The 12,355-nt window shown below is 55.5% G+C and carries 14 protein-coding genes; 10 read left to right on the plus strand and 4 right to left on the minus strand.

What is annotated here, in order from left to right:
• The first annotated feature begins 140 nt into the window (after positions 1-140).
• The 9 genes from ACI7RC_RS18085 to ACI7RC_RS18125 all read left to right on the plus strand — a co-directional run bounded on the left by ACI7RC_RS18085 (position 141) and on the right by ACI7RC_RS18125 (position 7,919).
• Positions 141-1,475: a hemolysin family protein gene (locus ACI7RC_RS18085; RefSeq protein ID WP_408109607.1), complete on the plus strand. Its 1,335-nt coding sequence runs from the start codon at positions 141-143 to the stop codon at positions 1,473-1,475.
• 156 nt (positions 1,476-1,631) lie between these two features.
• A complete protein-coding gene (locus ACI7RC_RS18090) occupies positions 1,632-2,057 on the plus strand; it encodes a tellurite resistance TerB family protein (protein ID WP_408109608.1) in 426 nt (141 codons plus the stop codon).
• Positions 2,058-2,130: 73 nt separating this feature from the next.
• Positions 2,131-3,081 (plus strand): S8 family peptidase, encoded by a 951-nt coding sequence (locus ACI7RC_RS18095; RefSeq protein WP_408109609.1) that lies wholly within the window; start codon positions 2,131-2,133, stop codon positions 3,079-3,081.
• Between the two features lie 116 nt (positions 3,082-3,197).
• Positions 3,198-3,974, plus strand: coding sequence for a 5'/3'-nucleotidase SurE (gene surE / locus ACI7RC_RS18100; RefSeq protein WP_408109610.1), 777 nt, complete (start codon positions 3,198-3,200; stop codon positions 3,972-3,974).
• Positions 3,956-5,005: a hypothetical protein gene (locus ACI7RC_RS18105; protein WP_408109611.1), complete on the plus strand. Its 1,050-nt coding sequence runs from the start codon at positions 3,956-3,958 to the stop codon at positions 5,003-5,005. The genes surE and ACI7RC_RS18105 overlap by 19 nt, the downstream gene beginning before the upstream one ends.
• Positions 5,006-5,077: 72 nt before the next feature.
• Positions 5,078-5,566: a hypothetical protein gene (locus tag ACI7RC_RS18110; RefSeq protein WP_408109612.1), complete on the plus strand. Its 489-nt coding sequence runs from the start codon at positions 5,078-5,080 to the stop codon at positions 5,564-5,566.
• Between the two features lie 90 nt (positions 5,567-5,656).
• Entirely contained in the window at positions 5,657-6,268 is a 612-nt protein-coding gene (gene thpR, locus ACI7RC_RS18115; protein ID WP_408109613.1) for an RNA 2',3'-cyclic phosphodiesterase, read from the plus strand.
• Between the two features lie 50 nt (positions 6,269-6,318).
• Complete coding sequence (locus ACI7RC_RS18120) at positions 6,319-6,987, plus strand: hypothetical protein (protein ID WP_408109614.1); 669 nt, start codon at positions 6,319-6,321, stop codon at positions 6,985-6,987.
• A 92-nt stretch (positions 6,988-7,079) separates the two neighbouring features.
• Positions 7,080-7,919, plus strand: coding sequence for an amino acid ABC transporter substrate-binding protein (locus ACI7RC_RS18125; protein WP_408109615.1), 840 nt, complete (start codon positions 7,080-7,082; stop codon positions 7,917-7,919).
• Between the two features lie 64 nt (positions 7,920-7,983).
• Here the strand turns inward: ACI7RC_RS18125 and ACI7RC_RS18130 are convergent, their stop codons facing one another.
• From ACI7RC_RS18130 to ACI7RC_RS18145, 4 genes are all read right to left on the minus strand, one after another.
• Positions 7,984-8,310, minus strand: coding sequence for an AzlD domain-containing protein (locus ACI7RC_RS18130; protein WP_408109616.1), 327 nt, complete (start codon positions 8,308-8,310; stop codon positions 7,984-7,986).
• On the minus strand, positions 8,307-9,023 hold the full coding sequence (locus ACI7RC_RS18135; RefSeq protein WP_408109617.1) for an AzlC family ABC transporter permease: 717 nt from the start codon (positions 9,021-9,023) through the stop codon (positions 8,307-8,309). Before ACI7RC_RS18135 ends, ACI7RC_RS18130 begins: the two co-directional genes overlap by 4 nt.
• Positions 9,020-10,441 (minus strand): aminotransferase-like domain-containing protein, encoded by a 1,422-nt coding sequence (locus ACI7RC_RS18140; protein ID WP_408109618.1) that lies wholly within the window; start codon positions 10,439-10,441, stop codon positions 9,020-9,022. The genes ACI7RC_RS18135 and ACI7RC_RS18140 overlap by 4 nt, the downstream gene beginning before the upstream one ends.
• A gap of 169 nt (positions 10,442-10,610) precedes the next feature.
• Complete coding sequence (locus ACI7RC_RS18145; protein WP_408109619.1) at positions 10,611-11,132, minus strand: ADP-heptose synthase; 522 nt, start codon at positions 11,130-11,132, stop codon at positions 10,611-10,613.
• A 288-nt stretch (positions 11,133-11,420) separates the two neighbouring features.
• Here ACI7RC_RS18145 and ACI7RC_RS18150 point away from each other — a divergent pair, with 288 nt between their 5' ends.
• Entirely contained in the window at positions 11,421-12,143 is a 723-nt protein-coding gene (locus tag ACI7RC_RS18150; protein ID WP_408109620.1) for a TerC family protein, read from the plus strand.
• Positions 12,144-12,355 lie beyond the last annotated feature (212 nt).

Raw genomic sequence — 12,355 nt, forward strand, 5'->3', positions numbered from 1 at the left:
CCATAATTGACGCGTTAAAGGAAAACGGATGGACAGGAAGCAAAAGCGTGTTACAGCAAAGGCTGTCAGGGCATCGGCGGGAGGGCAACAATATTTCAACGGGAGGCGGGTACAATAAGGAAAAAGGAGGAGGCGACAGCTTGGAAACAGGTACTCTCGCAGCCCAATTTTTTAACGTAGTCCTGATCTTTGTGCTCGTTTTCCTGAACGGCTTTTTTGTCGCGACCGAGTTCGCTGTCGTCAAAGTGCGCGAGTCCCGCATTGCCCAACTGGTGGCCGAGGGGAACCGGCAGGCCGAAGCCGTGGACAGGCTGATCAGCAATCTGGACAGCTACCTGTCTGCCACGCAGCTGGGCATCACGCTGGCTTCACTGGGTCTGGGATGGCTCGGGGAACCGACGATCTCGACGCTGCTCGACCCGTTGTTTCGCTCCCTTGCGCTGGCAGATCCGTGGCGAAAGACCATCTCCTTCCTGCTGGCCTTCTCGATTATTACCTTCTTACATATCGTGATGGGAGAGCTGGCCCCGAAGTCGCTCGCCATCCAGCACTCCGAATGGGTATCGCTGAAGGTGGCGAGGCCGATCCAGCTGTTCTACAAAGTGATGTATCCGTTTATCGTCCTGTTGAATTGGTCAGCGGCGAAGTTTTTAAAATTGATGGGAGTTCCGCCCGCCTCAGAGGTGCAGGAAGCGCACACGGAGGAGGAGATCCGCATTCTGGTCAGTGAAAGCCATAAAAGCGGACTGATCGACCAGACGGAGTTGATGCTGGTTGACAACATCTTTGATTTCTCCGAAACGATGGCCCGGGAGATCATGGTTCCGCGCACGGACATGGTCGTCCTCAACCTGCGGCATCCGTACGAGGAGAATATACAGGTGGTAAAAAATGGTAGGTTTACCCGCTATCCGGTGGTGGACGGAGACAAGGACCATGTAGTGGGCAGCTTGCATATCAAGGACTTGCTGACCAATCTGCTGCAGGACACGGACCAGCAGCTGCAAAACTTCATGCGTCCGGTTTTGACGGTGCCGGAAACCATCTCGATCAGCAGGCTTTTAACGAGGATGCAGAAGCAGCACAACCAGATCGCGATTCTCATCGACGAGTACGGCGGTACGGCCGGATTGGTGACGGTAGAGGACATCCTGGAGGAGATCGTAGGCGACATCCAGGATGAATTTGACAACGAACGCCCGGAAATCGAACAGAAGGACGATATCTTCTCGTTTGACGGGCGCATGCTGCTGGAGGAGGTAAACGACTACCTTGGGCTGGAGCTGGAGGAGAGTGAGGTGGATACGCTGGCAGGGTGGATTTACATGCAGATCGACCATCCTCCCAAGGTTGGCGATACGGTGGAGGCAGAAGGCTATCAGTTTGTCGTCGGCGAGGTGGATCACTACCGGATCACCCGCGTGTGGGTGAAAAAGCCGGCCGTCCAGGCGCAGATCGCTTTACAAACCGAATGAGGAGCGCCAAATGCCAGCCGATCCGGTACGAAAGGCTGGCATCGGCGTTTTTTGGACGGAACTTCACAGAAAAGACATAAACTTTCTTGCAACCGCTTTCTTTTTCTGTCGTATAATTAAAGAAACATATCGCGGGCCGAAAAAGGAGGAAGGACCATGATGACAGTACGAACAGAACAAGAAAAGCTGCTGTTGTTAACTTCGATTCGCTTGATGATTTGTGTCGGTCACGCGGATGGTTACATGGGCGAGCAGGAAATTGCCCGTATCTACGAAATGGTAAACAGCCGGTTCACCCTAAGAGAACGGCAAATTCTCATAGATGACTTTGACGAACCAAAGCCGCCGGAGCAAATCATCAGCAATATGCAGGCGATGACGAATACGGAGAAGCTGACGCTGCTCCGACAACTGTACCGCATCGCGCTGGCCGACAACAGGCTTTCCTCGGCCGAACAAAAGACCATTCACCGCATCGCGGCGCTGCTTTGCATTGGCAGCGACAAGCTGCAGCAGGTGGAGGACTGGATGCTGGAGGGCCTGTACTGGAAGGAACGCTGGAAACAAATTGTCGGAGAATAGGTAGCTTGACTATTTCGCTGTGCATGCCATGTTCATACGATAGGAAAGAAATCTTTCCTGGAGGGATGTGGACGTGCACAAAATCATTACATTTCCTACGCAGAAAGGCTATCACCGCTGTCTGAGCTGCCTGATGAAAGACGAGTCATCCCGCGCAAGGGCGAAAATCCTGGCCTCGCTCAACACGCTGATCATTCCGACAGAACAGTACGAAAAGTTCCGGAAGCTGCTCGGGAATGAAAAGCATCACGTTTCCGACGAGGTCACCGTCCGTCTTCATGCAACCGATGAAATACCATGGGGAGTGGAACAGGTCGGAGCACCGGAATTCTGGGAGAGGACGCGGGGCGAAGGGATCAAAGTGGCTGTTATCGACACGGGCATTTCTTCCGGCCACCCTGATTTGCGGGGGCAGGTGAAGGGAAGAGTCAACATTGTCAATGGGGGCATTGCCGGCCATGGCACCCACGTAGCCGGGACAATCGCCGCCGCCGCCAACAACCGGGGGATTGTCGGCATCGCTCCGGCCGCTCATTTGTACGATGTGCATGTTTTTTCACCTGACGGGACAGCCAGGATGAGCGACATCATCCGGGGGATCAACTGGGCCGTGGAACGCCGGATGGACGTGATCAACATGAGCTTTGGCGCCAGCCAGCCAAACCAGGCGCTCTACCACGCGATCAAAAAGGCTTCCCAAGCCGGGATTGTCCTCGTTGCCTCAGCCGGCAACAACGGGGGGAGACTGGAGTATCCTGCGGCCTACAAAGAAGTCATAGCTGTCGGGGCGGTTGACAGGCAGAACAAGATCGCCTCATTCAGTTCGCGCGGTCCGGGACTTGTCCTCGCCCCGGGTGTCCAGATCAAGTCTACGTGGCTCAACAATTCCTACAAGGTGTTGGACGGAACCTCGATGGCCGCCGCCCATATGTCGGGATTGACCGCGCTTCGCATCGCATCAAGAGGAAGCAGGTCGCTGCAAAGCCGGTCGAAGCGCCGGGGGAGGAAGTTCGAATCTATTTGAAGAGAAGCAAGTCCGCCCTTTTTGGCGGACTTTTTCGTTTTGCGGAGAATTGACACGTCGCAGCGGACATTATCGTTTGATACAATAGAAGGAATCGAGTAAGGAGGAAAGCTGCTATGCTGCGAATATTGATATCAAACGATGACGGCATCAATGCCATCGGGATCAAGAAGCTTGTGGAGGCGACGTTGACCCTCTCTGATGTGGAGGTATACGTTGCCGCGCCAGCGGAAGAAAAGAGCGGTGTCGGCCACGGGATTACCTACCGCACGCCGCTGACTTCTACCGTCCATTCTTTCTACGGGCTGCCCGTACAAGCGTGGGAGGTGCACGGAACGCCTGCGGACTGCGTCAAGGCGGCTTATTACTTGCTGCTGAAGGAAGACCGGCGCCCAGATATTGTGTTTTCCGGCATCAATGTGGGCAATAATCTAGGGCGGGACGTCTATTACTCCGGCACCTGCAGCGCCGCCCGGGAAGCGGTGATATTGGGAATCCCGTCGGTTGCATTCTCATACGACAACTACTTCGCCGGCGAAGACTACGGCGAGGTAGAGGAGATCGTCAAGCCGCTGCTGCGGGAATTTCAGCGCCGGGCGATCGGTAAGCTGCTGCCCCCAGAGGTGTTTTGGAACGTGAACTTCCCCCACCTCCCGGCAGCCGAAGTAAAGGGGATCGCCCCGGCTCCCTTGTCGCTCTACCACTACCAGGACAAATACAAGCCCGCCAACGAAGGATACTACCTGCAGCGGGAGTACCCGGAAACCGTCGATCAAGGAAAACATGACTACGGGATGCTGCAGGCAGGCTATGTGACCGTCACGCCGATCCATATCGATTCAACCGATTACACCCTGCTGGAGTCGATGGGCGATTGGCCGATCATAAAATGAGGGAAGACTTCGCTTCGCCGTCGGAGGAGACGCTGGGAGAAATTTTGCCCCCCGGGCCTTTTGCCGATGTGTACCGTGCGGGAAAGGTGGACGGGCTGCCCTGCTTTGCCCGTCTCAACGCGGCCGGGGCTGTAGAATTGTATCTCGTTTTTGAGAGTATTGACGCGTTTAGCGAGCTGACCGAGGGAGCGGTTACGGCAGATTGGAAAACCTACCAGAGACGCCTGCTGGCTGTCATCTGGACGCGAAACGATCCGGTGCAGCCGCTGGGTTTTCCCTTGTCCTTTGACATGACCGCCGAGCAGGATCAGCAGATGGTCCGCGGCTTGCTCGAGCAGCCGCAGACGCAGCTTTTTCACCTTGCCTTGCTGGATGATCAGCTAATCCACGTGTTCACGGATGAGATCCGGTTTTCCGCAGCCCAGAAGCGCGAGGTGGAGCAGATGATCCAGCGTCTGTCCGCGCCGGTGAGGCATGATGATGACGAGTCCGCCCCGGCCGACAGCGAGGTGAGGGAAGCGCCGATCCAGTCAATCCCCGCCGCTGCACTATCGGACGACATCTTGGTGGAGGCGGGGACGGCCTATACCGTCGACTTCGCGCATTTGGAGCAGACATACGGTGCAAAGCAGGCGGAGGCGATGCTGATGTCGGCCGTTTACCAGGCGCTGCTGGTGATGCGCCGCCATGGGCGCAGCCAGGTGAGGGAGACCGCTTTTACGGTCTGGGCCGCACAGTGTTCACCGTACACCAGCATCGTTATCACCCCTGAGCTGTCCTCATTGTTTGCGGACAAATCCGATGAAAATCCATTCCTTCGCCTGCTGGTGCAGCTTCCCGGATTTGTGGAACACCGCCGTGATATCCCGCTTTCCCTGGGGGCTTTTCCCATCATGCGCTATGAACGGGGAACCCTGCTTCATGTGGAACTGGAAGAACCGGTCATCGCGAGACTGGCAGCCCTGTTTGCCCGCTTGCACCCAGGGGCCGCCAACCCGTACAGCCCGCCTGACCAAAACCGGGAAAACTAGTCAGATTTCAACAAAGGAAACGACATGGCCTGCTGCGAATAGGTAGTAGGAAAACCAGGCGAGGTGAGTGGAATGGAGTCTGTTCAATTCGATTCGTCAGATGTCGTGTCCGCGTATTTCCGGCAGTTTCATGAGGAGATCGAGCAGTTGGCGGGCCAATTTGCCCTGAAGCCCGGCGAGGCGTTCCCCGCGACCCGGCGCAAAACCCAGCCGTTTGACCGTGCCGAGGTGGAGTACACCCTCTGGGGGCAAGCAGGGGTAGTCTCGATCAAAGGAAACTTCCCGTTGTCCGCCCATTATGCTTCCCATTGCGAGACAATTCCCGTCACCATGAGGTTCTCCCTCTCGTACAGCGGGGATACGGCGCCAGGTGACGTAAAACGGCGGGTGGAAGAACAGGTAGCAAGCGACGTCGAGATCGACTGGAGCATCCTTCCTGCCGGCCATGACGATCATCTGGAACTGTCGCTTCGTTTTCTCTGCCGGCCGCAAACCGGGATGCTTTGTGAATACGCACGGGATGTGCTGGGAATTATAACGAGGCGCATCATTGCCGCATGACCGGCCCGGCGACAATACTTTTTAAAATTGACCGGCTCTCCGATGGAGGGCTATTTTTCGTAAGCGGATACAACAGAAAGGAGTATCGCCATGCGACTATTTGTGGCGCTTGGCCTGCCGCAGCAGGCAGCCGGCTACATACGTCAGGTTCAATCACACCTGCAGCAAAAGATTTCCGCAGCCCGGTGGCAGCCGCTGGACAACCTGCATCTCACTCTGCATTTTCTCGGTGAAACAGATGAGCAGCTGATCCCTTCGATCTGCGCCGATATGGATTTGGTCGGTTCGCTGATCCGGCCGTTTACTCTGCGCATCGGCCAGTTGGGAGCCTTCTTTCACAAGGGCAGTCCGCGCGTCCTGTGGCTGGGCGTCAATGGAGAGATGCAGCCGCTCCTGCAGGCGCATCAGCTGCTCGGCAAACGCCTGGCGCAGCACGAACTGCTGCAAATCGACAAACGGGCGTATCATCCGCACATCACGCTCGCCCGCAACCCGCAAGTTCCTGCCGGCGCGCTGCCGCTTGAGCAGTGGAACCGGGAGTGCCTGGCTGATCAACCGCCGCACTGGCAGGTACAGAACATCCGGCTGTACCATTCCCGGCTCCGTCCCCAGGGAGCTGAATATACGGTGCTGCACACCGCTGCATTCGCGAAAAAAAGCGAAAGCGGATCCGATGATTTGTCAATAAATCAAGAGTGTTGAATACACTGTAGTGAGTAAACGTCATTTTGTCGGAAAGCGGTGGGATTTCGATGGGAGAGTTTACTACCGGAGTACTGTACCCGCGAAAGTATGAGCCAAAAGTGATACATAGCTTGCCAAAGTCTCGCCAGCCGTATTTTCACAAGAACGTCAACAGCACCTGGAACGCCTTTTTTTTGCAGGACGAATGGATCGGGGGAGCAGATACCATGCAGTTCCTGCTCCGCTTGTCCAGCCAGCACGTCCCCTTGCTGTGGTTTCACGACGCGGAGGACAAGGGCTGGGGGTATCGCCTGTTCGACGGAGGGTACGAGGTTTCGTCGGCCGCGATCAACTACGAACTGGACGTAGAGATGGCAGAGAGCATCATGAGCAGCCGCTACCCGGACATCGAGCTGGCGGAAGAGGTCATCGAGAATGAAGAACTTCGTAAAGAGTACGAACAGGTGCTGGACCAGGTCGCCCGCTCGTCCGGCTATCGCCAGGAGGTGTGGAAAGGGGTTTCCCGAGTAAGGCCGGAATCTTTTGCAACACTGTTGTCCCATAAACAAATTTTTCAGCTTCGCTCGTTGTTCAACCTGCATTTTCTGGCGGGCTATGACGAGGAGACGGGCAATTCTTACCTGTACGATTCGGTTGACCTGTTTAAAGAAATTTTGGGGATTGAGGAGATGATGTGGGTAAATTATACGTATCTGGCGAGTGGAGGTCGAGAGTGAACCGGGCTGGCAGGCCCGTTTTTTGTTGACAAAAGACAAAAACAGTCGTACTATTTGGCGTATATCTTATCGGTTTAGTGGGGGTTTATACAATGAAGAACTTTTTGCGTACGACATCAGTGATCACCGGACTGGCTCTGCTGCTGGCTGGATGCGGGACAAGCGGCGGCGGCGAGCAGCAGCCGGCAGGAGGGAATGCCGCTCCGGCAGGCAACCAGGCCGCCGAACCAAACCTTTTGGATCAGATAAAAGCAGAGGGCAAAATCAAGATCGGAACGGAAGGAACCTATTCGCCGTTTACCTTCCACGACCCATCGGGTCAATTGACCGGTTTTGACGTCGATGTCGCCACCGAAGTGGCCAAGCGCATGGGTGTCGAACCCGTGTTTATGGAGACGCAATGGGATGCCATGTTTGCCGGATTGGACTCCAAACGCTTTGACTTGATCGCCAATGAAGTGGGGATACGGCCGGACCGCCAGGAAAAATACGACTTCTCCGAGCCGTACAGCGCCTCCCAGGGGGTCCTGGTCGTCCATAAGGACAACAATGAGATTACCGATTTCTCGCAGATCAAAGGGTTGAAGGCAGCACAGACGCTGACCAGCAACTGGTCGCAGAAGGCGAAGGACAGCGGCGCACAGATCGTCGCTACCGAAACCCTGACACAAGCCGTCGATTTGGTAGCGACCAAGCGGGTGGACGTCGTGATCAATGACGCCTTGTCGGTCTACGATTACCTGAAGCAAAAACCGGATATGCCGGTAAAGGTCGTCGCCAAGTACGACACCAATATGAAAAACGGCTTTATGTTCAGAAAGGGCAATCCGGAACTGATCGAAGCGGTCAACAAAGCCATCGACGAAATGATCAAGGATGGTACGTATCAAAAAATCTCGGAAAAATGGTTTGGCGTCAACATCCTGGAATAAGCGGTACTGACGAATACAGACCGCGTGCCTGCGCTATGCAAACGGCACGCGGTCTGTTTTGGTTTTACCCGAAGGGAATCACGACGAGTTTGACCAGCACCACCAGCAGCAGACTGATGCCGAAGCTGACGAACACGTTGCGGCTTAAGGCCATCAGCAGCAGACAGGCGATGCTGGCGAACAAAAACAAGGGCTGGATGACGAACTGCCCCTGTTTGACAAACAAGGACGGGAAGATCAAGGCAGCGAGTATGCCGATGGGAATGAACGAAAGCCCGTTCATCAGCCGGGGAGAAAACAGACTGGCCGGCAGCCGCAAAAAAGCCCGCCGGGTCAGATAAGTGACGGCACCCATTCCGACGAAAAGCAGCAGAGCGTGTGCGGTCGTCATGTCGTCTCTGCCTCCTGTTCCACGGGGGATTGCTGGGCAAAATACCCGACGGCAAAAGCGAACAGGCCGGCCGCCAGAAGATGCAGGCCGTTGGGCAGCAGCAGGGCCAGCCCGGCCGCGACCGCTCCGGTGGCCAAAAAGGTCAGGATGCGAAGGAGGGAGCCAAGCTGATAGTAGGCGAGCGCCAAAAACATTGCCGTAAAGCTGAAGTCAAGACCGAGTGCCGCCGGATCGGGCAGCCACTGTCCGGCGATCGTCCCCAGCCAGGTGCCGGCACACCAGCCGATGTACAAAGCGAGCCCGACGGTAAACACGTAGGCGGCATGGCTGGGATGATGGCGAAAGCGGTTCAGAATGATCGCGTACTGTTCATCGGTCAGGAAAAAGGCGAAAATGCCCGTCAGCAGCTTGGGGAAACTCCGGTAGTAGGGTGACAGCGAGAGTCCCATCAGGAAGTGGCGGGAATTGAGCAAAAAGGTAGCCAGGATGATCGACAGGCTTCCGGCACGTTCGCTCAGCATGGAGAGCGCCGTAAACTGGGAGGAGCCTGCAAATACGATCAGCGACATGGCGAGACTCTGCCAGCCGCTCAAGCCAGCCTGGATCGACAGCATGCCAAAGATCGCACCGAACAGGGCGACGCTGACGGAAATCGGCGCGGCATCGATCAATCCTTGCCGCACCTGCAGTGCAGAGAAGTGGGGTGGCTTCATCTCAGGGACTCCTTTCGTTTATGCAAAACGGACGCAAGAATCGCCATTCCGGCATCGATCTGTCCTGCTGTTTCATGGGTAAAACAGAGGCGGATGAACGGTTGAACCGCCTCGCGCGTTAAAAACATGTCGCCGCAGGCAAACGAAACACCCTGTGACAGGCAGTCCTGCAAGACCTCACGTACGTCCAATCCTTCCGGCAGCGAGATCCAAAAGTAAAAGCCGCCGGCAGGTTTTTCATACGCAAGCTCCAGTGCGGATAAAGACGCCAGGTGACGCTCCATCAATGCCGCCTGCTTGTCGTACATGGTGCGGACCCGCTCGAGATGGGGAGGCAGGCAGCCGTCGCGGACAAAGTCGTACAAGGCCATCTGCCCCAGTGTGTTCGTACTAATGGACAGCTCCTTCATGCGGGTGATCATGCGGACGAGCTGGCGGCTGGCCGCGATCCAGCCGAGCCGCTGACCGGGGAACAGCAGCTTGGAGAACGTGTTCATGTAGATCACGCTGCCCGTTTGGTCCAGCGCCTTTAGCGGGACAGGGGGCGGGCTTGACAGATGCAAATGGCGGTATGCGTCGTCCTCGACGATGGGAAAGCCGTGCGTTTCGCTCAGGCTGACCAAATGCCTGCGCCTTGACAGCGAGAGCGTGTATCCGGTTGGATTGTGAAAGGTTGGCACGGTATAGACAAAGCGGGGGCGGTAGCGGGCCAATATCCCCTCCAGTACGTCTGTCCGCATCCCTTCGCGGTCGATCGGGACCGGAATAATGCTCAGTCCCAGAGATTGAAACAGCTGTAGCGCGCCAAAATACGTCGGCATTTCCACTGCGACGGTATCTCCCGGTTTGGCCAGCAGGGAGGCAACCAGGTACAGGGCCTCCTGGGAGCCGCTCGTCACGACGACTTGTTCGGCGGAGGAGACCTGGTCAAGGCCCATCCACGACACGATCCATTCCCGCAGAAGAGGATGGCCGTCGACTGGCAAGAAGCTGTAGGCATCGATGCAGCCTGCCGCTTTGCAGACGTACTCTGAAAAACCGGATGACGCCAACGTGTGCCTCCCCCCGTCTCCATGGGCAAAGTTGATTTTGCTCTGCGGACCGGAAAAGGACAGCAGCTCTGCCATATGGGACGGGGACGGGTACAGGTGATGATCCAGCGACTCCCGCCAGTCCAGACGGGTCAGGGAAGAGACAGGCTGAAGCGGCTGCACATAGCGTCCGCTTCCTGTCCGGCAGAGGATCAAACCCTCTTCCTCCAGCTCGGCGTAAGCGCGCACGACCGAATTGCGGCTCACGCCGAGCTGGTCGGCCAGCTTTCGTTCAGGCGGCAGGGCGGAGCCAATTGGCCATTCGCCGCTTAATATTTGGTAGCGCAGTTGTTCATGAACCCGGCGATAGATTGGTTTTCTTCCCATTACGGCGCCCTTTCTGTAACGTTGTGTACGCCTTCACTATAATTTGAATAGTAAAAAAATAAAAGAGCCAATTCGCTGCAAAAAAACAGCCAACCAGGCCAAAAAGAAACACGCCCAACTGCCGCGACAATTGGACGTGCTGACGTGGCCGGGAAAGCGCCTGTCAGGACTAGTTTCCCCGCAAATCTTCCAGATTGATTCCTTGTTCAACCGCAAATTGAAAATCCTCCACATCGTAGAACTGCAGCGCAACGTTGTGTTCGATCATGCGATCCTGCCATTCAATCTGATCGGTAAGCAGCGGAACCTGCAAACGGATGGCAGAGAGCATCAACTGGGTTTCGATCGGGTCGAAAGCCTCGCCCCACATCTCATTGTCTTCTGCCTTGATTACCGTGAGATGAACCATTTCCTGGAAGGGAATGGTGATGGTCGACCAGGGGGCAACCAGCGCTTTTTCCATCTGTTTGCGGGTAAACGGTTCATCGAAGTACTTGATCATCGTATCCATCACTTCGCGCACATGCCTGTCGTCTTCGGGATTGAGCATAATCGGTTCAGGACTGTGGCGAATTTCTTCCAATTCATAGATCGTCGAAGAAGGGATGATGTACTCGACCGGATGATCCGGAGACATCAGCTCGCCGTAAATGGCTAGCATCACGGCTTCTAAGACGAATTGCTTCCTCACATGACAACCCTCCTCCCTTCCATCATACTCAAATCAGCTGTTGACAACAACCCCGGATAACGTTAGGATTATAGTTGTTACACAAAGGGGAGTAGCTTTTACAGCAAAGTCGTCAATACAGGACTACACTTCGTCCTCGGCTTTGTTGGCAACGATGAACGACGTTGTTAGCAAGACCTTTGCCTATGTACCACACATAGGTGAGGGTCTTTTTTATTTGACTTCTCACCTGTTAGGAAACAAGCCGGTTGAAGTGTTCGGCGGGAAAACAGAGGGGAGTTGGAGAAATTGCTAGAGACAACGTTTTTGGGATCGCTTTTGCTCATCATCGCAATCGACATCATCCTGGGAGGGGACAATGCTGTCGTAATTGCGATGGCAAGCCGCAAACTGCCAGCAGAGCAAAAGAAAAAAGCCGTTATTTGGGGAACTTGCATCGCAGTAGTGATACGCGTGCTGGCGACGATCGCGGCCGCCCTGCTTTTGAAGATACCGTTTTTGTACCTGATCGGCGGACTCTTGCTGGCCTGGATCGCTTTCAAGCTGCTGCTTGAGGACGACGATGAAAAAGAGGTCGAAGCCGGCGACAGCTTGCTGCAGGCAATCAAGACGATCGTATTCGCAGACATTTTGATGGGTCTGGACAACGTGCTTGCGATCGCCGGAGCCGCCAAAGGCGAGATCTCGCTGATCGTCATTGGATTGCTCATCAGCATCCCCGTTATGGTTTGGGGGAGCAGCCTGATCCTCAAGGCGATGGAGCGCTTTCCCTGGATCGTCTACGTAGGCTCGGGCATCCTCGCCTGGACAGCAGCCAGAATGATCACCCACGAACATGCCGTCGCGCAGTTCCTGCCTACGCCCATCCTTCTCTACGGCTTCGAACTGCTGATCGTCATCGGAATCATCGCGGCCGGTTTCTGGAAGAGAAACCGGACCGAGCAAAACAGAAAGAAGCGGGAACTCGAGCAAAAAGAACTGGTAGCAGACGATATCGCCGCCGGTTCGTAAGGAAGCTCTGAGGCACCTCTTAGGTCTTCATCATCAAAAGCCCGATCGGCAGAGAAAAATGGAGCGAGCGAAGGCCTTGGCAGCGCCCGCCCAGTCGAAACGGAAAAAAACGGCACACGCTTGTCGACCAAATGCTACGTTGAGCTGCCCACAGTCATTTTTGGTCGACGTGCCGTTTTTTGGAGTGTAGACGGACAGTACAAGCTTCCAGT

The sequence above is a fragment of the Brevibacillus sp. B_LB10_24 genome (assembly GCF_046036945.1).
In the GTDB taxonomy this organism is placed as follows: Bacteria; Bacillota; Bacilli; order Brevibacillales; family Brevibacillaceae; genus Brevibacillus_C.